General features: G+C 51.2%; 19 protein-coding genes. 11 read left to right on the forward strand and 8 right to left on the reverse strand.

Annotated elements, in window-relative coordinates; translation table 11 throughout:
- Nucleotides 1-189: 189 nt before the first annotated feature.
- Complete coding sequence (locus PEH01S_RS28645) at nucleotides 190-609, reverse strand: GNAT family N-acetyltransferase (RefSeq protein ID WP_127489561.1); 420 nt, start codon at nucleotides 607-609, stop codon at nucleotides 190-192.
- Between the two features lie 562 nt (nucleotides 610-1,171).
- On the opposite strand from PEH01S_RS28645, the gene PEH01S_RS28650 reads away from it, so the two are divergent.
- The 5 genes from PEH01S_RS28650 (at nucleotide 1,172) to PEH01S_RS28675 (ending at nucleotide 5,843) form a co-directional block, all read left to right on the forward strand.
- Entirely contained in the window at nucleotides 1,172-2,287 is a 1,116-nt protein-coding gene (locus PEH01S_RS28650) for a hypothetical protein (protein ID WP_127489563.1), read from the forward strand.
- Nucleotides 2,262-2,918, forward strand: coding sequence for a hypothetical protein (locus PEH01S_RS28655; protein WP_127489565.1), 657 nt, complete (start codon nucleotides 2,262-2,264; stop codon nucleotides 2,916-2,918). Before PEH01S_RS28650 ends, PEH01S_RS28655 begins: the two co-directional genes overlap by 26 nt.
- Nucleotides 2,919-3,582: 664 nt before the next feature.
- A complete protein-coding gene (locus tag PEH01S_RS28660) occupies nucleotides 3,583-3,870 on the forward strand; it encodes a LysM peptidoglycan-binding domain-containing protein (RefSeq protein WP_025845838.1) in 288 nt (95 codons plus the stop codon).
- Between the two features lie 463 nt (nucleotides 3,871-4,333).
- Nucleotides 4,334-5,575 (forward strand): serine/threonine transporter SstT, encoded by a 1,242-nt coding sequence (gene sstT / locus PEH01S_RS28670; RefSeq protein WP_127489567.1) that lies wholly within the window; start codon nucleotides 4,334-4,336, stop codon nucleotides 5,573-5,575.
- A gap of 43 nt (nucleotides 5,576-5,618) precedes the next feature.
- The gene (locus PEH01S_RS28675) at nucleotides 5,619-5,843 is read left to right on the forward strand and encodes a KGG domain-containing protein (protein WP_127489569.1); all 225 of its coding nucleotides are present in this window, start codon (nucleotides 5,619-5,621) and stop codon (nucleotides 5,841-5,843) included.
- Nucleotides 5,844-5,894: 51 nt separating this feature from the next.
- Here PEH01S_RS28675 and PEH01S_RS28680 read toward each other — a convergent pair whose 3' ends face one another.
- Nucleotides 5,895-6,323 carry a hypothetical protein gene (locus PEH01S_RS28680; protein WP_246063093.1) on the reverse strand — a complete coding sequence of 143 codons (429 nt, stop codon included), beginning with the start codon at nucleotides 6,321-6,323 and terminating at the stop codon, nucleotides 5,895-5,897.
- A gap of 148 nt (nucleotides 6,324-6,471) precedes the next feature.
- A complete protein-coding gene (locus PEH01S_RS28685) occupies nucleotides 6,472-7,653 on the reverse strand; it encodes a hypothetical protein (RefSeq protein ID WP_127489573.1) in 1,182 nt (393 codons plus the stop codon).
- A gap of 264 nt (nucleotides 7,654-7,917) precedes the next feature.
- Between PEH01S_RS28685 and PEH01S_RS28690 the strand changes: the two genes are divergently transcribed.
- On the forward strand, nucleotides 7,918-8,628 hold the full coding sequence (locus tag PEH01S_RS28690; protein WP_127489575.1) for a DUF7832 domain-containing protein: 711 nt from the start codon (nucleotides 7,918-7,920) through the stop codon (nucleotides 8,626-8,628).
- A 21-nt stretch (nucleotides 8,629-8,649) separates the two neighbouring features.
- On the forward strand, nucleotides 8,650-11,163 hold the full coding sequence (locus PEH01S_RS28695; RefSeq protein WP_127489577.1) for an SEL1-like repeat protein: 2,514 nt from the start codon (nucleotides 8,650-8,652) through the stop codon (nucleotides 11,161-11,163).
- A 37-nt stretch (nucleotides 11,164-11,200) separates the two neighbouring features.
- Here PEH01S_RS28695 and PEH01S_RS28700 read toward each other — a convergent pair whose 3' ends face one another.
- Entirely contained in the window at nucleotides 11,201-13,432 is a 2,232-nt protein-coding gene (locus PEH01S_RS28700; RefSeq protein WP_127489579.1) for a helix-turn-helix domain-containing protein, read from the reverse strand.
- Between the two features lie 260 nt (nucleotides 13,433-13,692).
- Here PEH01S_RS28700 and PEH01S_RS28705 point away from each other — a divergent pair, with 260 nt between their 5' ends.
- From PEH01S_RS28705 to PEH01S_RS28720, 4 genes are all read left to right on the forward strand, one after another.
- A complete protein-coding gene (locus PEH01S_RS28705; RefSeq protein ID WP_025845850.1) occupies nucleotides 13,693-14,682 on the forward strand; it encodes an ABC transporter permease in 990 nt (329 codons plus the stop codon).
- A 48-nt stretch (nucleotides 14,683-14,730) separates the two neighbouring features.
- Entirely contained in the window at nucleotides 14,731-15,615 is an 885-nt protein-coding gene (locus PEH01S_RS28710; protein ID WP_025845851.1) for a carbohydrate ABC transporter permease, read from the forward strand.
- 62 nt (nucleotides 15,616-15,677) lie between these two features.
- On the forward strand, nucleotides 15,678-17,246 hold the full coding sequence (locus tag PEH01S_RS28715; RefSeq protein WP_025845853.1) for an extracellular solute-binding protein: 1,569 nt from the start codon (nucleotides 15,678-15,680) through the stop codon (nucleotides 17,244-17,246).
- A gap of 47 nt (nucleotides 17,247-17,293) precedes the next feature.
- Entirely contained in the window at nucleotides 17,294-18,553 is a 1,260-nt protein-coding gene (locus PEH01S_RS28720; RefSeq protein ID WP_127489581.1) for a Gfo/Idh/MocA family protein, read from the forward strand.
- A 152-nt stretch (nucleotides 18,554-18,705) separates the two neighbouring features.
- On the opposite strand, the gene PEH01S_RS28725 is transcribed toward PEH01S_RS28720, so the two are convergent.
- The 4 genes from PEH01S_RS28725 to PEH01S_RS28740 form a co-directional block, all read right to left on the reverse strand.
- A complete protein-coding gene (locus PEH01S_RS28725; RefSeq protein ID WP_127489583.1) occupies nucleotides 18,706-18,903 on the reverse strand; it encodes a hypothetical protein in 198 nt (65 codons plus the stop codon).
- Nucleotides 18,904-19,035: 132 nt separating this feature from the next.
- Complete coding sequence (locus tag PEH01S_RS28730) at nucleotides 19,036-19,314, reverse strand: hypothetical protein (RefSeq protein WP_127489585.1); 279 nt, start codon at nucleotides 19,312-19,314, stop codon at nucleotides 19,036-19,038.
- Nucleotides 19,315-19,920: 606 nt separating this feature from the next.
- Nucleotides 19,921-20,742: a WYL domain-containing protein gene (locus PEH01S_RS28735; RefSeq protein WP_127489587.1), complete on the reverse strand. Its 822-nt coding sequence runs from the start codon at nucleotides 20,740-20,742 to the stop codon at nucleotides 19,921-19,923.
- Entirely contained in the window at nucleotides 20,729-22,045 is a 1,317-nt protein-coding gene (locus tag PEH01S_RS28740) for a WYL domain-containing protein (RefSeq protein ID WP_127489589.1), read from the reverse strand. Before PEH01S_RS28740 ends, PEH01S_RS28735 begins: the two co-directional genes overlap by 14 nt.
- Between the last annotated feature and the right edge of the window lie 915 nt (nucleotides 22,046-22,960).

Genomic DNA, 22,960 nt, shown 5'->3' on the forward strand with positions numbered 1-22,960 from the left:
CTAGAGGGAGTCGACGAGGCTGGGCCGTGAGTCTGTGGAAGCACTGTGAACAAAGCCAAAATGAACTTTCGTGCGGCAGTTTGTTACGGCGATTAGCTGTGGCAAACGTAAAATACAAGGCGGCTGAAAGTTGGTTTCAACTTGTCCTAGGCCGGTATGTTTCCTTTGCAACTGGAGAGGCGACTAATCTTAGCCGCCTACTATCAAGAACATCCCTGTCATTCCGGGCGAGTGGTCTTGGAATCCGAACTTTTCGTAAAATTCATTTTTTCCATGTGAGGCGAATAGACCGACAAAGCCGGCCCCGGAACAATGATCCTTTATGTAGTGCAGCAGTTTCTCGATAATTTGTTTGCCTATTCCCAGGTTTTGATATTCGGGTAATACAGCTACGTCTTGTATATAATAGTACATTGCTCCATCGCCAACAATCCGTCCCATACCGATTACGTTTTCATCGCTTATTGCAACTACACAATAGATTGAGTTAGCAATTGATTGTTCTGTCATCTCTATATTGACTTTTCCCCAACCAACCGCCTCCCATAATGTTTGATGTTCGAGAACAGTTGGGGGACGTTCGACGATTTTGTACGGTTTGTTTGACATATTTAACCACCTGTCTTTAGCATTGGTGGTCGCTCATACCTCACAACCACCATAGTTTAGTTAAGTTTTTCGATTTTAAACTCCATGTTTTTCAACCTCCTTCCGTAATCCAAGTATATTTCTTATGCTTGAACTAAACAACGTTTGACCCGATTGCCAACTGGTGTTGATGTAGAAAAGGAAGATTTGCCGAACACCTTGGCAGAACTAGAAGGGCTTAAAAATTAATGACGATCTACGCTCCATATGATTAGTATGATAAGAATATTCCCCCGCTCGACCCCTGTCCGATTTTTTGTATATGGGGTATACTGCCACTGCTCTTTATCCGTTGTGCACCAATATTTTTCATCATACCCTTACCACGCCACTCCACATGCGTCGAGCTGTCAAGAGGAAGGAGTCTAGGCTGCCGATCATATCTCGAAAATCTTCTTTTCCCATATATCCAAAAGTGTATGAGAATTTACATTAAATAGAATATGAAGATGTCCGATATATATAAGATAAGGAATTGGTTGTAGGAAGCCAGGAGTAGTTAGCCAAAAGGGAGATATGCAGTATGAGTATATTGCTGAGGGTTGAGCGAGAGTCCAGTGATCAGCCGATTGAGCTTGGCAACGGGCAAATTACGGGCTATAGCTATATCAATACAAGCCCGGTGGATTTTTTTGCCAAAGCTTATAATGCGGTGCACTCGATTCAGATCAGGGGTGAGATTCCACTTCGGTTACTTCCTCCTGTAGAACAAGATGCGGATAACTCCAATACGCTGTATGCCTGGGCCCTTACCGAGTATAGGCCGGACAATGATTATTATCGAAGCGTTACCGTAAAAATCATCAGGCATGAGAAGATCATACGAGAACTCGTATTTACTCATGCATACGTTCACGGATATAATGAACAGGTTAACGGATGGAAAGGGACATTGGAGTTTGAACTGATTTTACGCCAGAAGCGGGATCAATTGGATAGCATACGGTGCAGTTCAGGTGAATCCACAATCCAAAACTTGACGAATAAAAAAGATAAGCGTGTATCTCTCTTAGCGTATTCAGGAAATACTCCATTTGATAATTCTAGCCAATATCAGTCTATGAATGTATTAAAAGAGGCAGTATTAGGAACGCTCAACAATACGAAAGATTGGGTCACCGAAAAAGCCGATCAAGCCAGGGGTATAAATAGTACCTTAAGTGGAATGGATTCCGGCTACAAAATGTTAATTGGCGATGATATTAATACTCTTCTTGATCCTAATCTAGCACCTAAGGAAAAAGCTCAGGAGCTAGTCGGCATACCCGTTTTTGGAATACTAAATGGGTTAGGTAAGGGGGTGGGAAAAGCCGCCAATGATCTCGGCAAAATCCGTACACAAAGAGTTGCAGACATTACTGGAGGTACAGTTACCGAAGGACCGACCGTAAAGACTTCACTAGGCGTTACTGATGTTGACGTTACTGGTCCAAATGGTGAAATTATTGAGGTTGGGGGACCTGCAAAAGCTAATGATTTAGGAAAGTTTAAAACTCAACTACTGAAAATGCAGGAAGTTGCAAACAGTAGAGGAGTTCCTGCACAGGTTTACCTGGAAGAGGGTACTCCACAAGCAGCTATAGATATCGCTAAAAAGACCCTAGGAGAAAACAATGTCTTTACCTTCAAGCTTGATTAATGATAAAGGAGGTTCTAATATGTCAGATGGTATAGCTTCCTTGTATGCCGCTTGTACTGGTACAGAATTATTTCTAATGATTGAGAAATTATTTCTGCAACAGGGAATCGGTTTAATCGCTCCATGTAACGGCTTTGTCAAAATGCTAGATGAGAACTACGATATTGGAGATTATTCGCGAGATGATTTGTTAGAAAATCTTGCTCAGAATGATCAAGTTAGTTTCCAATGGTGGTGGGGGGAAGGCGAGGACTTATACTGCCGCGTTAGAAATATAGATCAACTGTCCATCATTGAATTGGGTATAGAACATACTACCAAAGACCAGACCGAAAAAATAGTACGTTCGTTTTTAGAAATTTTCCAAAATTATAGAGATATTGTTATTGGCTTTATTCTTGATAGACGTGGTTATCTGAATGCAAACAATTACAATATCGATAAATGGTTTGTCGGTCAGAATAGGGAAATCCATGATTTTGGTATTATACTAGGGATTGATTCGAAAGAGGAAATGACTCTAACTTACGATGCTCAGCAGATTGCTGATATTACGAAAGTAATACAAGAATCTGTAGTTCTAGGAACAAAAGATGAGTCAAGAGAAATAATAATCATTTTTGGCTGTTAGTGGGGATCAATCAACTGGAATGATCGAAACCGCAACTAAAAATTTGGCCTGTTCAGACAGAGCCAATGTTCGCTTTCTACGTTCGGAAGAGGGCAGTCTTGAGGGACAACTGGAGGTACATTAAAACGCCAATACATTACCGAATTAAGCAAAGCGGGCTTTACAGATATACAGTCATTTGATTTTAACGTCATTGAATTTTACAAGACGGTCGAAGACCTGATATTTCTGCTGAAACACACTATTACGGAAAATCAAACTGAAAAAGGAATTAAAACCAACTCTGCATGTTTTATGATCACTGCCAGGTTATAGGGATTGGGAGCATAACAGTTTATAAAAAGCTATTCCTATCGTGCGGGCGGTAGGAAGGAACGTATTTTAGTTAACCTTAGTTCGGTAGTTCGGGACTAAGGTTATTTAGTTTTTTAAACATCGGGAGGTTCACTGTTTTCTTTGGTTCAATTCTTTAGAGCCCGATGTGTGTGAATTTACACTAAATAGAACATGAACCATATCATCAAACACTGGGCAGACGACGAGCTGTGAGTTGTTTTTCATGAAAAATGGCTTTATAACTAGGCATCAGCCGTAGGCAAATATCTGATACGATCATACAATGGGTTTGTAATAAAATTCCAAACGGCAAGGGAGAGTTGTTTTGATGAGAGTTTATACTGTTCAGCCTGGAGATACCCTTTGGGAAATTTCACGTAAATTTGGCGTTTCTGTGGGACTAATCAAAAAGGCAAACTGTATTGGAGACGTTATTCAAGTCGGATGGGTGCTTTATATCCCCAGAGCTTTTCAGCGATACATTGTACAGTGGGGAGATACGCTATGGGGAATTTCTCAACGCTTTGGAACCACTGTAGCTTTGCTTAAAAGAGCGAACTGTTTAAGTCAGGATATGATCCACGCAGGTCAAATCCTTAGAATTCCCCTAGCTTAGTCTTTATTACTTATGTTTCAATCTCCATCTCACTCTTCAGGATAAAAATAAAATGCGCTGGGGAGATCTTCTCTACCAGCGCATTGAATAGGTTACCGTCAAACGATCCCAGTAGACCTTGCTGCTTGGGATATTCGTGCGTTTTCGTTATATAGCTGTCGAAATGAGATTATAGAGACACAAACCTCTGGCGGAATCCGAATAAATTATTGCGATAGTCGAGTTTGAGGGATGCGGAAGGGAAATAGGATGGAAAATGGATGTATAAAAGTTAGCTGGAAGGTTGAAAATGAACCATGAATTAATGCATCAAATTAGTTAAAAAATAGACCATTATTATAAATTTTACATACATGCACACAACGGACAATTTTCGTGTTAAACTAACCTTAAAATATACTTGCCCCGTGACAACTGATGACTGGGCTAAGTACTATTTCTATATTGAAGCCGGAGGGAATTCATGTCAACATTAGTACAAAAATGGAACCGATTGAGCCTGGTAAAACGAATACTAATTGGAATTATCGTTGGTATTATCTTGGCTTTAACGGTTCCTAATGCAAAGGGGATCGCCATTTTCGGTTCTTTATTCGTTTCCGCTTTGAAAGCGGTTGCGCCCGTATTAGTCTTCCTCCTGGTGATGTCCGCCATCTCCAAACATAAAAAAGGCCATCAAACGAATATGAAAACGGTTATTGTCCTCTATGGGATAAGTACTTTTCTGGCTGGGCTGACAGCAGTTATTGCAAGTTTCATCTTTCCGGTCAGCTTGTCTCTTGTAAAAGGGGCCAAAGATTTGACTCCACCTGAGGGGATTGTACAAGTATTAAAGACATTACTTTTTCAGGTTATTGATAATCCGGTAAACGCCCTGATGAATGCCAACTATATTGGGATCTTGGCTTGGGCCATCCTTCTTGGCATTGCTCTAAGAAGTGCTCATGATCATACCAAAAACATGCTTGCTAATTTTTCAGATGCGGTATCGCATATCGTCAAATGGGTAATCAATTTGGCACCGATAGGCATCATGGGACTTGTTTTTGATTCCATTACAACAAACGGGCTTAACTCCTTGCTCGATTACGGAAAATTACTTCTCGTTCTTATTGGATGCATGCTATTTATAGCGCTGGTTGTGAATCCGTTAATCGTGTTCCTGAATACTCGCAGAAATCCATACCGACTCGTGTTTACTTGCTTGAGAGAAAGTGGAATCACCGCATTTTTTACTCGAAGCTCAGCTGCAAACATTCCAATTAACATGAGATTATGCGAAAAACTGGGGCTCGATAAGGACACGTATTCGGTGTCTATTCCTTTAGGTGCTACGATTAATATGGCGGGCGCGGCGGTTACGATTTCTGTCCTGACTCTTGCAGCGGTTCATACGCTTGGCATTAAAGTGGATTTTGGTACGGCGCTTATTCTCAGCGTTCTATCCGCAGTAGCTGCTGCTGGCGCCTCAGGGGTTGCCGGCGGCTCGCTCTTGCTCATTCCAATGGCATGCAGCTTATTCGGCATTCCGAACGATATTGCGATTCAAGTCGTTGGTGTAGGTTTCATCATCGGCGTTTTACAGGATTCTTTTGAAACCGCACTTAATTCATCCTCCGACGTCCTTTTTACAGCAACGGCGGAATATGCCAAAAAACGTAAAGAAGGCAAGCCATATCTGTTTCATCCGGGCGGACAAGGGTAATAAAGACATGTAAACAACTACAACCCAAAAGGAGTGATTCAGAATGGCACAAAATCGTGATGGAAAAATGAGCCGTGAAGAAGCAGGACGTATGGGTGGAGAAGCTACAGCAAAAAAACATGATCGTGAATTTTACCAAGAGATCGGTCAAAAAGGCGGCGAAGCCCGCGGTAACGACAGCAACGACAGCGATGACGGCAAGATGAGCGGGGAAGAAGCCGGCCGCAAGGGCGGCGAAGCCCGTGCCCGTCAACGCGAGCGCGAATAAGGCTAATACAAAAAAGTCAGAAACCCGCAGGGGTTTCTGACTTTTTGCACATTAAGCGATATCGCCTGCCACTTTCTCGCGGTAGGCGGCAAGGGATTCGGTAATAATTTTTGCGAGAAACGCCTGATCCATGTCTGCAAGCAGCTTTTCCGCATAGCGCCATGCGTTCTCTTCGATTTGCAGGGCGGTCCAATTCCGTTCCTGTATGGTCAGCTCTCCGTCCAGGAGAAGCGATAAGTCTTCCAACTGCGGATCCTCCGCATGTCCGAGCTCGTGAGCGAAGATGACGGCCGTATATTCTTCCAGCCGGTCCAGAGAGCCGAACAGCCGGGAGCATTGCCGCTTGATTTCCTCTTCGTACAATGTTACCGTATGCGAAGCCATTTGATACTTTCCGCCTACCAGGCGCCCACCGGGAAAATGTTTCTTCAGCTTAACCGAGACCTTGCTTCCCGAGCGCTGCAGCAGATCGCTCACCACGCGATCGATTACTCCGTATTTCAGTTCCCTCTCACCTGTCCTTCGTAGAAATTAACCCCTTTATTATAAAATATTTTGGTTGGAAAGAACATCCCGTTTACGGGTTGAGTTTTTCATAAAATAGGCCTTCAAGCTGCATGTCGCTGTACTACTCGTCAAACATGTCCGTAACTCTTCCCGTGGCTCGGTCTACGTGAATCCAGTTTCCCGTTGCCGTGTGTTCGTCGTCGTCTCCATTGCGCACCGCTTCGTACTCATGGATCGTCACCTTCTCGTCGTTGGATGAGGAAACTTCTTGAATGAATATCGATCCCATGTTGTCTTCATTGCGACGGTTGTCGGCATGGCTTGTTTTCCCTTCCATTCCGGTTGCAATAAAGAACGCTTCCTGTTCGGAAAGGGGAGCTTCCAGCCCATCGTTCCCCGCGTTATCGAATCTCTGCATTATCGTCTCCTGGTATCGGTCGAACTCGGCTTTTCGTGTTGCCAGGTATACGGTATCTTCCGAATAACCTAACCCTTTTAAAAGGTCAGCCACCTTTTTTCGGCCCACCGCATCGATTTCGCCAATAACGTTGAATTGTTTGCTGGATTCGTTATAAACGACAACTTGCTCCGAAACGAGGTTAGACCGATTGACCGCACTATAGGATTGGAGCAGCAACAGCTGCTTTCCTTGATCCGATTCAACCGTCCATACATGCGAAAACCCTCCCCGGTACGAATCTTCGATCTTGGCCGCATCGTAGAGCTTGGCAAGAAACGGGAGATCGATCGGCGATTTGAATAAATAATAAGTTCCTCGCGGCTCCGCATTATGCCCGCCGAAGGCTTGGGTTTCAGGATAATCGATGACGAGTCGATTCTCGGCGAAGGTTACCGTTACGTCTTCGTACTCTTCATTCAGCAATTTCACTTTCCCGGAGGTGATGGTAAAATCCGATTCCATAGTTCCGATATGATGGGCGAATCCGCTCGTCACATTCACTTCCAAATGATAAGTACCGTCTTCCCGCTTGCTGATTTCGGCCCTGCCCTGCCAAAGCGGGTTCTCCCCGGCTCTCGCATAAGCCCCCTCGATCGGCTGCTCCTGTGCAGCGACCGGTTTTGTCGGTAGAACTTCCGCTTGGGATGCTTCCGGCTGCTTTGGTTTTTCCGGCGCTGCAGGAGGCTGAGCCGGGGGTTGGGGGGACGCCGGCGCCGCAATCTGGGTCGTTGTTCCTGATTCTGCAGGAGCAGACGACGTGGCAGCCGGAGCTAATTTGCACCCCGAGCATAAAGCCAATAACGATACAATCATGGTCAACTTGCGCAAAAATAAGATTTTCATGCTTCACTCACTCCGCCGTCTTTTCTAAAATCTATATCTAAAATGCACAATAGCACCAGTATATAGTAAAATGGTGGGCGGAAATAGGCTTTTCAGAAAAAATGCCAATCCTCGGCAGGTGGCATGTAAGAGCGATTTTCTCTGGAAGAAAACAGGTTGAGATTGGTAAATTTGCTGGATTCCCATAAAAGGCAATCCAAGATAAGCTGGTAAATATGGAAGCTTGGCTTCGTATGATGTCGAATGACGGATTTGGGGAGAACGATGACAAAAAAGATCGAAACGGTAGTAACCAACCAGAGAAAGACCTTTAAAGATTATGTGCATTTGGCCATTACGGAAGGAACGCAGGTCTATATCCTGAATGTCATTAAAGGCCGGCTGTATCCCGATAAAAAGACAATGAATCCGACCTACGAGCCGTATCCAACCAAGCAGGAAGCCGTCGATCGATTGAATGCATTAGCTCATAAGCTGAGAGCTAAAGGCTTCGTCGAGGAATCAACGGACGTCTTGTTTCAGATCAAGGAAAAAGAGCTGTACGTGTTCGATAAAGCGAAGTGGCATTACGAGGGAGACTTTCCGCAACAATTGGACGTATTTCAAGCCTATGTCCCGACCGGTATGTTCGTCGCGTGGGTGATCAAAAACGATCTGTCCAGCAAGCGAAGCCGGAAAGAAGATGCGCCAGCTATCGAGCTTGTGAAACGGGATGAAATGACAGGCGCCCAATTTTTTCGGGAAAACTGGGATGGCGTGCTGACCTCGAAGGAATTGTCGGACGAAGCGGATGCGTTTGCGCGCGAATACCTGAATATCCATAACGATGTTTATACGGCCGCGGACTTCGCGGAAATATTGGCAGCCGGCTTGCCGACGATTTACCATGTGGAGGATACGATCGAGAATTACCGGATCATCGAGCCGGTTATTTCGGAGCGCTACCGCGTCTGGAAGCAGCATAAACGGATATAGAGTCTACTAAGGAGAAGAACGATGTCGCACAGAGTGTATTTATACAATGTCAGCACCCCTTCCGAAGCGCAGGATGAAGATAAGATGATGATGGAATGGGGCTATGAAATGCCCCTATTATTACAGCCTCTTTTGGTTGACGGAGGGTTTATCGACGGCAATAATTATAACAACCATACGGAGCCGGACAATGCGGGACTGTATTACAATGCCCCGGCTGGAATCGAAAACCTGAAACGGTTTTACGAGTTTCTGGAGAAGCAGGAAGGGCTGCTTGCAGACAAAGCGGCCTTTGCCGAAGCCAAGACGAAGCTGCTCGGCTATCTTGAAAAGTTAGACCTCCCGTATTTCCATCTCGATGCCTGGGATGTGTTCAATATGGACGACATCCCTCATGCCGAGCAGGCGGAAGCATGGCGGGCGAATATCGCCCACAACAACCGGATCATCACCAAAGCGATGGACAACGACGACATCTCGCTGCTGCGCTATTCCGAATTCATGGACGTGAACCCCGGCTTCGCCTCGTTTGCCGAGCTGCTCAATTATCCGAATTACGAATACGGCTGGGCGTCGATTTGGGAGCCTTACGAAGACGAGACGGATGTGGAAATTTTTGAGGAAAACGGCTTGTGGGGCCTGAAAGATAAGGCTGGAAACGTATTGCTCGGCCCGCAATTTGACGAGTTTTACGATTTCAGCTCCGAAGATCTTGCCGTGGTCACCCGGGCGGGCAAATACGGCTATGTACATAAGTCAGGGAAACTCGTCATCCCGCTCGAATGGGACGATGCTTTCGATTTTGAATACGGCACGACTTCCGCTATTGTCAAACGGGACGATAAATTCGGTCTCATCAATATCGAAGGCCGGATGGTGGCGCCAACCGAATACGAGAGCTTGGAAGCGCTGGACGGCCCATATTTTACAGCGCAGAAAGACAGCGGCTGGGGCGTGCTGGACGAATCCGGTTCCGTCATCGTACCGTTCGAGCATGAAGAACCGTTCAAGTTCGGCGGGGAGTATTACCATACGGCCGTGAAAGGGCGAAAAAACCGCAAAATCTTCAACGAATATTGGAACTATATCGGAGACTTTCCGTTAGCTGCGGTAGAGCCGATCGGCGAGGGGGTTATCCTGGTCAAGCCGCACAAAGATGCAAGTCACCATACTTTGTACAACAAAGACGGCACGGTTTGCGTGTCAGGCTTCGATAAACTGAACCGGCAAACCTATTTCCCGAATCTGCTCATCCTGCGCAAAGGCAAAAAGCACGGCGCTTTTGGCAAGCGGCAGGAAAGCCTTCTGCTGCCTTTCGAATACGATGCGCTGATCGATCTGCAGGCCGTCGTCGATTCCATGTCGAGCAACCTGGTCCTGGCGCAAAAGGACGGGCAGAAAGGCGTATTTAACGGGGACACGGACGACCCTTCGTGGTTATTTCCTTTGGACGATTACGAGAACATCGTTTGGCTGTACGAGCATGCCTTTGCGTTGAAGCGGAACGGGCTGTGGAGCATCGCCTACTCGCCGGATAAGCGGCTGAGCGATTTCGAATTCGATCTTGTGGCGCAGAAAGTGCCGGTGAACGGCTTTGCTTATGCCTTCAAAGGCCCCGAAGTTTATATGGTAGGAGAGCATGGGCTGTCGAGAGCCGATCGAGCCGAAGTGCTGGAGGATGCCGAGGATACGTATTATAACTATTATTTTGACGCCGACGTACGCAAGCGTTTGATAGCTTATGCCAAAGCGGACAGCCCCGATCCCGGCGGCGTTGACGAATACACACCGGTCGAAACGTTGTACAACCTGGGCTTGGAGGCTTACGACGCAGGCGATTATGAAAAAGCGTTCTACTACGATACCCTTGCGGCCGAGAAAGGCTATACCCCATCGATGAACAACCTGGCCCAAATGTATTACAGCCAGGAGGGCTATCTCGACGACGATAAAGCTTTCTATTGGTACGAAAAGGGCGCTGCGGCAGGCAACCCTTATGCCATGAACGGTCTGGGGTGCTGCTACCAGCACGGCGTAGGAACGGAGCCGGATGCGGACAAGGCGCTGTGCTGGTTTGGCAAAGCTGCAGACCGAGGTCTCGGGCTGGCCCGCAACAATCAGGGAGCCATCTATTACGAGGGACAGCTGGTGCCGCAAGATTTGGACAAGGCGCTCCGGCATTATGAGCAGGGCGAAGAATTGGGCTCGCCGGATTACGGTTGGCTCGGCTATCTTCATGACCTGAAAGGGAATCATGAAAAAGCGCTGCATTATTACCGCCAGGATTATGAAGCCGGCAGCAGCGTAGGGGCCTATAATCTGGGGATCGTCTACAGTCAAGATTTGGTCATCGCCAAAAATATCCCGTCGGCCATCGCTTATTTTAACGCCGCTTTGGAAAGAGATTATCCGCATGCCCATATCGAGCTGGCCCGAATTTATCGGAACGAAAAGGACTATGCGGATGAGCGTTTGGCGAAATATCATCTTGAACAGGCCGAAAAGGCCGGCCTTGATATCCCGGACGATTTTTGACGTTTAACAAGGAAGGGCGGTTTATTGGGCCGGTTCTCTATACCTGCGGCCCCGACCGGCGATACTCGCTCGGCGTAACGCCCGTAATCTTCTTAAACATCCGGTTGAACGAGTTCATATTCTGGTAGCCTACCTGTCCGGCAATATCCTGTATGCGCAGATCGGTCTGCCGCAGCAGTTCCTTCGCTTTGCCGATGCGCACGTCGTTGACGAAATCGAGGAAGTTGATGCCCGTTTTTTCTTTAAAATAAGTGGACAAGTAGCCTCCCGTAATGTTGAGCCAAGAGGCAACGAGGTCCAGCGTAATATCCTCCGTATATCGCTCCGTCACATAAGCGGTCGCTCCGGTAATAATCGGGTCGGCCGCTTCTTTTTTATTGTTGATGCGCCGGCAGGCTTCGTGGATCAGCGCTTCGAAATAGCGGTCCAGCTTAGAGACGGTATGGAGCTGCTCCGGCTCAAGGTCCGTTAATTTTCCGCTGTCCAGCCCCATGCCATGCAGCAGCCGGGTCGTTTTGTGCGTGATTTCGCGGGCAAACTCGCGGAAGGCGAGCGCGTCGGCTTTCCTTTTCTCCATTTGCGCCATGAGGCGCCGCAGCGCCTGCAATACGTTCGCGGCGTTCCCCGCCTGCAAGTTCGCTTTAATTTCCTGCATCAGCGCATCCGGCACAACGAACGGCTCTTGCGGGACATTGTGCGCTTCGAGCACGACCGTCTCGTCGTCGAACGGCCGGTGACGAATCATCCCCAGCGCCTCCTCGTAGGCGTCGGTCAGGCTTGCGGTATGGGCATGCAGCGGACTGACGGCAATGGTAAGGAAGCAGTAGGCTTTGTCCGTGCTCAGCACGCCGACGATGCCGTCCAGCGCCGTGCTCAGGCGGTCTTCCTCTCCCGGCTCCGGATGCACGATCGATAAAATCTGATTTCGCTCGATTTGGAACGTAAGCGACCCTTCCAGTTCCTTCGTGACGACATGGTTGATGTATTCGCGAATGTACGAGGCGGCGCGTTCCTCCTCCGCTTGAATCTCCGTGTGAAACGGGTGATTGAACGACAGGTGGAACAGAACGACCCGGAACGGCTTCTGTTCGCTTAGCTGCTCCTCGCCGGTGACAGGCAGCCCGCGGATTTTTTTCAGCTTGTTCATATAGCTGTGATAACGCAGCAGCGCATGCTTCTCCTCCAGATCCTGATGCCGCAAATGCCGCTGCTGGAGCAAAAATCCGATGTTGCCGCGGATGAGCTCGAATTCGTTGTCGTGCCGGGGCACGGTGTCCTGCTCGTTCAAGCTTTTGATCGAGTCGACGATGCGCTGGACCGGATTGTTGAACCGGACGGTGAACAAGACGGATACCGTGACGCTGGCCGCGATAGCGACTAGCAGGACGGCGACGAAGGTCAGATTCAGCTTGATCAATTGAGACGAAATATGGCCGTCCGGCACCAGATTCACATAGGTGAATCCGGTCTTCGGTCCGGTGGTGTAGAAGAAGTACTGATTATCCGCCTTCACCCAATCCTGTCCCGGAGGCAGAGCAGGCAGAGGCTTGTCGGCTGCGGAGCCCGAGGCGAACAGCAGACGGCCGTCTGCGTCCAATACGTAAAAATTGTCGTTGACCGAGCGGTGGAACGCTTGAAACATACGGTCGGCATCGACAAACGCCAGCATCATGAAATCCGGATAAAAGCGGCTTTTGACCAGCATGGGCCAGACCGGACCGGTTGTATCGCCCGGCGAGCCGTTTCTCAGATAGGAAGCGGCCGGATAGATCGTCATCGGGGCGGCCTGCTCGAACTGCTTTTTCCAGAACGCATAGGTGTAAACCGGGTTGACGTAATATTCGGTGAACATGGATTCGGGGGTCGCGCCTCGCGATTTCTCCAGCATCAGCGAATGCTTGACGTCATAGATGAACAAATTGTTCAAATACAGCGCCTGATTCGATACGGTATTGCTGAGATAGTCCGTCACCTTGTTGGCCGCCACGTAATCGAGATACGGCTTGCTGTTCAACTCCTGCAGCCGGGGGTTCAGGTACAAATTCAGCATCGTATTCTCCAGCAGCTGGAAATGCTGCTCGTAATCGTTCGTCGTATTCGTCAAATTGACCGTATTGTATTTGATGATTTCATCGCGGAGGCTTTGCCGGAAAAATCCATAGGTCAGCAGCTCGAAGATGACCAGAAGAACGATTACCCCGAGAAAGCTGAGCAGCAGCTTAAAAAAAACGGAACGCGCTTTCATTTTGATGCGGAGGATGCTTGGCAAAGGCGGTTTACTCCCTTCGTGCCGCGGATCGGCTGGAATAGGTCTGTTTTTCGAATGCTTCACTGTTTTACGGAAATCCCGAAAACCGTGATAAAACGGCAATAGCGACGGTTTTCGCAGCCGAATTCTCACTATATTATAACATTGCGGCCCCGGGATCGGGGCAGGCCCTTAAGTCTCAAAATAGACTGGAAGCGGTTGCAAGATAATGGATACGAACCTGCCGCTAGTCCCAATGAAACCGAGAAAGGAGTTTTCTTATGGAAACGGAATTCACAGCCAAGGCATCGCCCGATCCGAACCCTTCCCGTATTACAGCGGAGTCCGTATCCGGCAGCTCGCGCCGGCGGCTGCTGTTGTCCCGGATGTGGAAGGAGCGTTACCTGTATCTGCTGCTGTTCCCGGGCCTGGCGTACTTTATCGTCTACAAGTACTTGCCCATGGCCGGAAATATGATGGCTTTTCAGGATTACAGCGCATTCCAAGGCTTCTGGGGCAGCGAGTGGGTCGGGCTGAAGCACTTTGAGCGCATCTTCCAAGACAAGGAAGTTCTGCGGGTGCTCTGGAACACGCTGTACTTGTCCTTGCTGCAGATCGCCTTTGCCTTTCCGGTGCCGATCGTGCTCGCCGTGATGCTCAACGAGGTGCGCCGCGAATGGTTCAAGCGCGTCATCCAATCGATCGTCTACCTGCCGCACTTCATCTCTTGGGTCGTCGTGATCGGCATGGTGACGGTGTTCCTGCAGTCCGAAGGGCTGGTGAACAAGCTGCTGCACGTGCTGTTCGGCATCGGACCCGTTGCCTTCCTGCAGGAGCCGGGCTGGTTCATGCCTCTGGTCGTGCTTGAGGTGATCTGGAAGGAATCCGGCTGGGGCACGATCCTCTTCTTGGCGGCGCTGGCCGCCGTAGACCCGAGCCAGTACGAAGCGGCCGTCATCGACGGAGCCAACCGCTGGCGGCAAATCTGGCACATTACGCTGCCCGCCATTCGCAGCACGATTGTGATTTTGCTTATTTTGCGGCTTGGCAGCGTGCTCGATTCGGGCTTCGAGCAAATATTCCTGATGCTCAACCCGTTCAACAAATCGGTGGGCGACGTGCTCGACACGTATGTGTACGTCAAAGGCCTGACCGAATCCGACTACAGCTTCGCCACCGCGGTCGGTTTGTTCAAATCGCTCGTCGGCCTGCTGCTGATTATCGGGGCGAACCGTCTGGCCAAGCGCTTCGGCGAAGAAGGCGTGTTCTAATCTTACCTGCGGCTGCGGCATAAAGCAAGATACGGAGGTGCAAACGCTATGATTCGTAATCGCACATGGCAGGAAAAAGCGTTCGGGGCCGTCAACGGGGCGCTCCTTGTGATCATCGCGCTGCTGATGCTATTCCCGTTCTACTATATGACGATCGTGTCGTTTACTTCCTACACGGAGTACGTCAAGACCGAGCTGCTGCTCGTTCCGACAAGCTTTGTGCTCGACGCGTACGCCTATATTTTTCAATCGGATTCGTTCGTGCGCTCGCTGGGCGTGACCATCTTCGTCACCGTCGTGGGCACGTTCGTCAATCTGCTCCTGACTTCGATGATGGCTTACGCCTTGTCGCGCAACATTCTCGGCAAACGGGTGTTTCTGTTTCTCGTCCTGTTCACGTTCGTCTTCGGGGCGGGCATTATCCCGACTTATATGATCGTCAGCGCCACAGGCCTGATCAACTCGTACTGGGCGTTAATTCTTCCCGTTGCCATCAACTCGTACAATCTGATCGTCATGCGGCAGTTTTTTCTCAATATACCGCACGAGCTGACGGAGTCGGCCTTGATCGACGGGGCCAACGACCTGCAAATTTACGCCCGTATTATTCTTCCGCTGTCCAAGCCGGCGCTGGCCGCCTTCGGGCTGTTCTCCGCCGTGGCCCATTGGAACACGTATTTCTCGGCGCTGCTTTATTTGAACGATCCGGCCAAATGGACGGTGCAGGTGATGCTGCGGCAGATCGTGATCCTGAGCCAGGCGGGAAATATTTTGTCCGAAGGGGTGCAGGCGGCCCGGGGGCTGCAGGTTCCTCCTGCGGAAACGATCGGCATGGCGGCGATTCTGGTGTCGACGATCCCGATCCTCGTGCTGTATCCGTTTCTGCAAAAGCATTTTGCGAAAGGGGTGATGCTGGGCTCGGTCAAAGGCTAGGGGTTGGAGAATCGGTTTGACTGATGTACCATAGCATTACACCTTAAGGAGGATATGCATCCATGACAATGAAACGGTCTGTTTCCGTTCTGCTTTCGCTCGCCGTAGCGGGCAGTATGACAGCTTGCTCCGGAGGAGCGAACCCGGGTGCGGCGGACGCCGGCAAAGGCGGCGCGGACGCCAAAAACAAAAAAATTACGATCACCTGGTTCTCCGGCACGTGGGAAAATCCGGTGCCGGGGCCGGACAGCGAAGCGGTCAAAGCGATCAACGAGAAGTTCAACGTCGACTTCAAGCCGCAGTATGTTCCTTGGGATACGTATGACGAGAAGCTCAGCGTCACGATGGCCTCGGGCGATATTCCGGACGTCATCGGCATGGAGCTGGTGGATGCCAATTATATGAAATGGGCGAAGCAGGGCGCTTTTCTCCCGCTGAACGACTATCTGGACAAATATAACTCCTTCAAGCCGGTGCCTTCCAACGTCTGGGATATGCTCAAGGTGAACGGCAAAGTATACGCGGTTCCTTATTTCTTCAACGCCAAGGGCGGCAAAAAGCCGGTCATCCGCAAGGATTGGCTCGACAAGCTTGGACTGCCGATGCCGACGAATTACGAAGAGCTGAAAAAGGTCGCCATCGCGTTCACGAAGCAGGACCCGGACGGCAACGGCAAGGACGATACGATCGGCCTCGGGCTGGCCAAAAACATCTACTACAGCCCTACGTTCAGCCCGTATTACGGCGCCTGGTACGAAAAGGACAAGAACGGGCAGTACATCCCCGACATCGGCGAAGGCAGCAAAGAGGTTGTCCGCTTCCTGAGCGATTTGTACAAGGAAGGCGCCATCAAGAAAGACTGGGCCGTCACGAATTACAACGACGTGTTCAAGGCGTTCAACGCCGGGAAAGTCGGCATCTGGTACGAGGAGCCGGGCGGCAATCTGATCAACTACAAGACGCTGGCCGAGAACGCGCCGAATGCGGTGCTTGCGCCGCTGCCCGCCTTCAAAGCGCCGGACGGCACGCAGGGCATCCGCTCGCTGGCCGGGTACTACAAAATGTATTTGCTAAGCGCCAAGCTGAAGAACGATCCGGAGAAAGTGCAGCGCATTCTCGAAATCATGGACTATTTCCGCGAATTCACGCCGGCGGACCAACGCAACGCGAAGAATGAGAAGTACGATTGGCTGAACGGCAAGGAAGGCAAAGGCTACAAAATGGAAGACGGCGTGCCGATCCCAATTAAGGAAAACCGTTCCAACGTTGCGCCGGGCGCCTACATCAATACCGAAGGCTGGGCGCCGAACGACCAGGACCTCGAAGTGTTTATCAAAGGCTCGAAATCGCCGCTCGAAAGGCAGTTTAACGAATCGGTGGTTGCGTATCTCAAGACGTCCAAAATTTATCTCAGCCCCGTGATGGCCGTTCAGTCGCCGCTGTACAACACGAAATGGACCGAGCTGTCCCAGTTCCTGAACGACGAGAAAACGAAAATGATCGTCGGCCAGCGTCCGTTTGCAGATTGGGATAAGATGGTAGACGAATTTATGGCGAAGGGCGGCAAGGAAGTCATCGACGAAGTGAACAAGCTGGTTAAGGACAACAATGCCAAAGTCGGTTGGCAGTAAGGCCTAAGGCCGGCAAGTACGATATTCGGAAAAAGGAGCCCGAGAGCATGAAACCAATGACAGCCGTCTTGATCGGAGCCGGAGCGAGAGGGGCCGGCGGTTATGCGCGGTACGCGCTCGATTGTCCGCATGAATTGAAATTCGTAGCCGTCGCTGAGCCCAACGCCGAGCGCCGGAACAAGTTCGCAGCCGAGCACGGTATTTCCCGGGAAAACTGCTTCGAGACGTGGGAGGAGCTGCTCAGCCGTCCGCAGATGGCCGATATCGCCATGATCTGTACCCAGGACCGGATGCACTATGAGCCGACGCTGCAGGCGCTGGATCTTAAATACCACGTACTGCTCGAAAAGCCGATGTCCCCGGACCCGCGCGAATGCGTGGAGATGGAACGAAGGGCGCTGGCGAACGACCGGCTGCTGACGATCTGCCATGTGCTGCGCTATACGCCGTTCTGGGCTACATTGAAAAAGATCATCGCGGAAGGCCGCATCGGCGAGGTCGTGTCGATTCAGTTGAACGAAAATGTCGGCTATTGGCACATCGCCCACAGCTTCGTTCGCGGCAACTGGAACAACTCGGACAAATCCAGTCCGATGATTCTGGCAAAATCCTGTCACGACATGGATGTGCTGTCGTGGCTGATGGACCAGCCGTGTATCAAGGTCAGCTCGTTCGGCTCGCTGATGCATTTTCATTCGGGGAATGCGCCCGCCGGATCGACGGATTACTGTATCGACGGCTGCGCGGTGGAGGCAGAATGTCCTTACTCCGCCCCCCGGTTCTACTTGGGCGAAGGCAAGGCCTGGGCGCGCCATTATACGGAGGAGCTGACGCGGGAGAACATCGTGAAGGGACTGCGCGAGTCGCCGTACGGCCGCTGCGTCTATAAGTGCGACAACAACGTGGTCGATCATCAGGTCGTGAACATGGAATTCGCGAGCGGAGCTACGGCGATGTTCAGTATGTGCGGCTTTACGCGGGAGCAGGAACGCCGCATCCAGATCATGGGCACGCGCGGCGAGCTTCGCGGGGAAGAGAGCACCATTACGCTGATGGATTTTCTGACGCACCAGAAGACGGAGATCGAGATTCCGCCGCAGGTCAGCGGACACGGCGGCGGGGACAGCGGCATCGTGCGCAGCTTCCTGCGCGAGGTGCGGAGCAATGCCGGCGGGGAGAGCCTGACCTCGGCCAGCGCCTCCGTGCGCAGCCATCTGATGGCGTTCGCAGCCGAGGAGTCCCGCTTGAACGGCGGCAAGGCCGTTCTCATCGACGATTATTACAAGCAGGTTGTAACGGCGACATAGGTTTAAGTCATCGGCCCGGAGCTTGTACGAGCGGACGCCCGATCATCGCGCGTTGAATTAGCGCGTTTTTCGGGCGGATCGGTCCGCTGCGAAGGCTATGTATGCTATGCAGTTGAGCTCCCCGTCGCTTAAGGGCTGTTGCCAAAACACCCTTAGGCGGTGGGGGGCTCTTGCGATTGTGCGATGCGGGCGTTGTCCGCCTTGAGCTCCGCCCGCTTCCGGTCGAGCAGCAGCTGCTCGATACGGGATAGCTTGCGGGAGATCGTCTGCAGCCGGTAAATGACGTAGATCGGAAAGGCCAGGAAAAGAAGGGCAAATAAGATCGCATTAGGCCAATGAATTGCGTACATCGGGACTCCTCCTTTTTTCGGTTCGTTTGGCGGAAGCGTTCGCACCCCTGCCGTGAAGCTGTTGGAGCGGAGCTATTTGCTCCATTTCGCAATTGGCCGCTGCAGATATCGTTCGCGGGCAAGGTTGTGCGCTCATAGGGCGACGCGCTTGGGATCGGTCACGCGAATCCCAAGCTTGCGTTGGCGCTGATGCTGTATGCGGTTTGCAAGCCCGTGCAGCGTTGATTTCTCTTGGATGATGGTTCTTGGATGACGGGTCGCAGGGGGAGATTTCCAGGGATAGAGGAACTGACGTTCGCTATTCGGCTGTTTTGCTCGTTGCCGAGGGCGATAGAGGAACTTGGTGCCTCTATTCTGGCGAATGATGCCGAATTGGCTGGATTTTGCTGTCGAGCCGGGATAATTGCGCATCTGAGTTCCTCAATTTTCGGAATGAGGCTATTTGAGGTGCCTTAGCGCATCTGGGTTCCTCTATTGGTTTTGCGAAAGTCACTACTGAGATGAGGATTGCCGCATTGCTTACGAATGGCCGCATGGAGTAGGTTTCCATCGGACGTAATCGTGCACTATGAGCTGAAAAGCACTTCCAAATGCACATCGAATGTCACAGCGTAAAGTGTCATCGAGCGCCACATTGCACCATCGTAGAGATGTTGTCATCGAGCATAGCGTATCATGGAGCGTCAAAGAGCATCCGTCGGGCTAACGTATCATGGAACGTCAAAGAGTATCCGTCGGGCGTCTAACGTATCATGGAACGTCAAAGAGTATCCATCGAGTGTCTGGCGCATCATAGAGTCTAGAGCCATCCAGCGTCGTCGAGAGCTCCACACGCGCCATCGAACTCCCCGAGCGCCCCAGCGTCTCGGGCCTCACAATGGTGCCCCACGAGCTTGGGTACCCTCGATTTCCCGACAGATCAATCCGACGCCCGACGCGTCATCCTAACAGCGGCGCCACCAGGTTACCGATCGGCTTACGGCCGAGGCCCGCCCTTTTCCGCCAGCCCGCTGCTGTTTACGGAACAACAGGCTGCTCCTCCGTTACCCCGTACCGGCCCAGCGCCTTGGCCGCTGATTCCCGCATGCGCCGCTTGAGCTTGTCGCCTTCGACCACCCGGACCCGCTTGCCAAGAAAGCGCAGCTTGGACAAAATATATTCGCTCTCGTCCCCAAGGAACGTCAGCCGGATTGTGTAACAGTCTGCCGCGTCGTCGTATCCGACCTGTTTCTCGAAGCACGAGAAGGCATACAGGATGCGGGAGAGCTCGTTGTTATACTCGCGCACCACCTCGATGACCGCCGATTCCTTCCGGCTCTCCAGCATGCGGTTGATGTCCGTTTCGACAGCTGCGGCTTCCTCCGCGGAAACCGGCTGTTCCGCAAGCTCCACGATGTGCTGCAGCTTCGTGTTCATCAGCGCCCGATGCCGGAGATGGTACCAGATCAAGTACCATTCCCGCTTGACCATCGAATATTCCAGCTTGAACGGAAAGCCCGGCTGCGCCTCGAACATTCGTCCGTCTCTGATCCGGTGGCTGATGAGAATGCCGCCTTTCCTCAGCATGATCCGCCGCAAGGGGCGAAGAAGCGGATGATATACCTGATGCTCCCGGCTTTTGGCCTTTTCCCCGAAGCCTTCCTTCATATCCAGCGCCGGGTCGTCTTCGAGCATGCTTTGCAGCTTCTCCAGCGTCTCGGGAGTAAAAGCTTGACCCGACGCCGGATGCTCCAGCATCGCCTTAAGCCATGTCCGTTCGTGGGAGGTGACGGCGAGCGTGCCCGTTTCGTGCAGGCGGGACATGACCTGGTAATTGAAAATTTTTTCAAACGGATTCATAGTACGCTGCGATCTCCTTCCACTCCTCAATCAGCTCCCGGCGCAGGTGCTCCGGTGCGAGCACTTCGCAGCTGGAGCCGAAGCTGCGAAGCCAAGGCTTGATCTCGGTCGTCCCATGCACCCTAATTTCGTAGATAAAGGAAGTCTCGTCTTCCTCCGTAATATGGCCCCATTGCCCTTGGAGCAGCACGCGCTCTTTGACGAAATTCGGCTGCGGGGCCTCCGGACTGAAAAACCGTACCCGCACCGTAAGCGGCCTTCCCGTATCGATAAGCCAGCTGTAGCGGGTTTTCTCCTCCAGCAGGTGCAGCTTCTCGTTGAACGTTTCTTCGGGTACGGCCTCGTCCTCGTTCAGTTGAGTCAAGCCTTCCAGACGGAACTTCACGATCCCCTGCCGATTTTCCGAGCCAAGCAAATACCACCGGCCGTATTGGTGATCGTAGATGACCTTGAGCGGCAGGATCACAACCTCTTTTCCCTCGGTTTCGCGTTCGAACAGCGGATTCGTATTTTTTGAAGCGTAGCTTTTCCGCGTTTTGGGCGAGAAATAGAGGAACCGCACCTTCCGGCGCTGCCGAATGGCTCCAAGCAGAGTGAACAAATGCGCTTCATCCAGAATGCGCGAGTAGTAATGGTACTTGTACAGAAAAGGCTCTCCTGTGACGTTTTCCGTGCCGCCGGTTTGCTGCAAAGCCTTCTTCACACTATCCCGCAAAAGATAGCCTTGAACGGACGGCACCTGCGTATTCGCCATAATGTCGACGTAGTCGTAGAGATCGAGAAGCTCCTCGTAAGTCAGCTCCTTGATGAGCCGGTCGTGAACGCGGTACCGGTAAGGCCGTCCTCCGGGCTCCCTTGCGATCACGCCGACTTCCTCCAAATATTTCAGGTCCGAGCGGATCGTTTTCTCGTCGGGCAGCGGAAGCTCCGCGGGAAGATCGCTGCAGCATGCATCGAGCAGCTCCATGACGGTCCGGGCCTCATCCTGCATGGCGGCTAGCAGCAGCGACAGCCGGTGGCTTTCCGATTCCTTGAGCGACTTGGCGCGGTATAAGAACAGCAGCATCGGGTCTGCGGACTCGTAGTAGCTGAAGCGGAGCGTTTCGGCGAATTCTTTGCCCTGCTCCTGCGGGAGCTGCTGGTACATCGTATTGACGATGTCCTTCAGCCGCCGGATCGTTTTATCGAAGGTATGTACGGAGATGCCGAGCCGCTGCGCGAATTGCTGGCGGCTGTAGGCGCCGCTGGTCAGCACCAGCATGCGCAAAAATTGGATTTCTTTATCGAAGCTTTCTCTGGCCATGGACAACCTCCGCTTTCGTAGCTGTTCCTTTTATTGTAACAGGGAAGGGAATTGGAGAAAAAGGAAAACTTTCTTTCTTGTCGTAATACTTTCGCCATGTTCGCAGGGCTGAAAATAAGCGATGATAGTACACGTAAGGCCGACGCCGAAAGGCAAAGCCTTACGGCAAAAGATCACCGAGGCGCTTGGAAGGGTTACTTCGCCTCTTAAGCGACAGGTCGCCGGTTCGAGTCCGGCTTCCGCTATACGGCGGAATAGCTCAGATGGTAGAGCAGTTATGGTTCCTTTCCGCCCACTTCCTCGGGGATCTTCACCATAGGAATACCGAAGCGAGGCGCTTGAAAGGGCTCCTTCGACTTTTATGGGAAAAGAATTGACGGCGGAAACCGGGCGTCCGGGACGCCATGCGCCTTTTCGTTTTTCCCTCGCTTCGATCTCAATAAGTTCATATTACGGCGAGGCGCCGGGGAGGGTTCCTTCGCATCCAAGCGGCCAAAGAGTATGGGCAATACGGCAGGTTCGAGTCCTGCACCGACCTTCCTCACTTTCCCTCGCCGGAGTTTAGGACGAAGCCGTTTTTGCTGCGCAAAAACGAAAAATATGCTTACGAAGTGGTTTTGCTGCGCAAAACCTCAGGGTGTTGAGAAAGCGGCTTTTTACAAAAATGGGAAACATACGGAGGTGGGGTATCTACTGGAGGAGCGATAGCGTTCGCCTTTGTCTGCGGGAAATACCCGCTGTTAAGCGGCTTCAATCAAAATTTCCCGAGGACCCGGGGTCCCCGCAAAGTACTCGGACTAAGCTTCCCTGATTCAACTTCACTTTGCGGGGTGGAGTAGCGACCGGAAGTAGATACCCCCACCCACTCGTACACCTCTATTACCTCAATTTCACCACTTTCTCAACAAGCTTTGG

It is taken from the genome of Paenibacillus ehimensis NBRC 15659 (assembly GCF_004000785.1).
Lineage (GTDB): Bacteria > Bacillota > Bacilli > Paenibacillales > NBRC-103111 > Paenibacillus_G > Paenibacillus_G ehimensis.

Bases quoted from the DNA above. Each gene is read 5' to 3' on its own strand.
- PEH01S_RS28645 (WP_127489561.1), bottom strand. From the start codon at position 609: ATGTCAAACAAACCGTACAAAATCGTCGAACGTCCCCCAACTGTTCTC.
- PEH01S_RS28650 (WP_127489563.1), top strand. From the start codon at position 1,172: ATGAGTATATTGCTGAGGGTTGAGCGAGAGTCCAGTGATCAGCCGATT.
- PEH01S_RS28655 (WP_127489565.1), top strand. From the start codon at position 2,262: ATGTCTTTACCTTCAAGCTTGATTAATGATAAAGGAGGTTCTAATATG.
- PEH01S_RS28660 (WP_025845838.1), top strand. From the start codon at position 3,583: ATGAGAGTTTATACTGTTCAGCCTGGAGATACCCTTTGGGAAATTTCA.
- sstT (WP_127489567.1), top strand. From the start codon at position 4,334: ATGTCAACATTAGTACAAAAATGGAACCGATTGAGCCTGGTAAAACGA.
- PEH01S_RS28675 (WP_127489569.1), top strand. From the start codon at position 5,619: ATGGCACAAAATCGTGATGGAAAAATGAGCCGTGAAGAAGCAGGACGT.
- PEH01S_RS28685 (WP_127489573.1), bottom strand. From the start codon at position 7,653: ATGAAAATCTTATTTTTGCGCAAGTTGACCATGATTGTATCGTTATTG.
- PEH01S_RS28690 (WP_127489575.1), top strand. From the start codon at position 7,918: ATGACAAAAAAGATCGAAACGGTAGTAACCAACCAGAGAAAGACCTTT.
- PEH01S_RS28695 (WP_127489577.1), top strand. From the start codon at position 8,650: ATGTCGCACAGAGTGTATTTATACAATGTCAGCACCCCTTCCGAAGCG.
- PEH01S_RS28705 (WP_025845850.1), top strand. From the start codon at position 13,693: ATGGAAACGGAATTCACAGCCAAGGCATCGCCCGATCCGAACCCTTCC.
- PEH01S_RS28710 (WP_025845851.1), top strand. From the start codon at position 14,731: ATGATTCGTAATCGCACATGGCAGGAAAAAGCGTTCGGGGCCGTCAAC.
- PEH01S_RS28715 (WP_025845853.1), top strand. From the start codon at position 15,678: ATGACAATGAAACGGTCTGTTTCCGTTCTGCTTTCGCTCGCCGTAGCG.
- PEH01S_RS28720 (WP_127489581.1), top strand. From the start codon at position 17,294: ATGAAACCAATGACAGCCGTCTTGATCGGAGCCGGAGCGAGAGGGGCC.
- PEH01S_RS28725 (WP_127489583.1), bottom strand. From the start codon at position 18,903: ATGTACGCAATTCATTGGCCTAATGCGATCTTATTTGCCCTTCTTTTC.
- PEH01S_RS28730 (WP_127489585.1), bottom strand. From the start codon at position 19,314: ATGCGCAATTATCCCGGCTCGACAGCAAAATCCAGCCAATTCGGCATC.
- PEH01S_RS28735 (WP_127489587.1), bottom strand. From the start codon at position 20,742: ATGAATCCGTTTGAAAAAATTTTCAATTACCAGGTCATGTCCCGCCTG.
- PEH01S_RS28740 (WP_127489589.1), bottom strand. From the start codon at position 22,045: ATGGCCAGAGAAAGCTTCGATAAAGAAATCCAATTTTTGCGCATGCTG.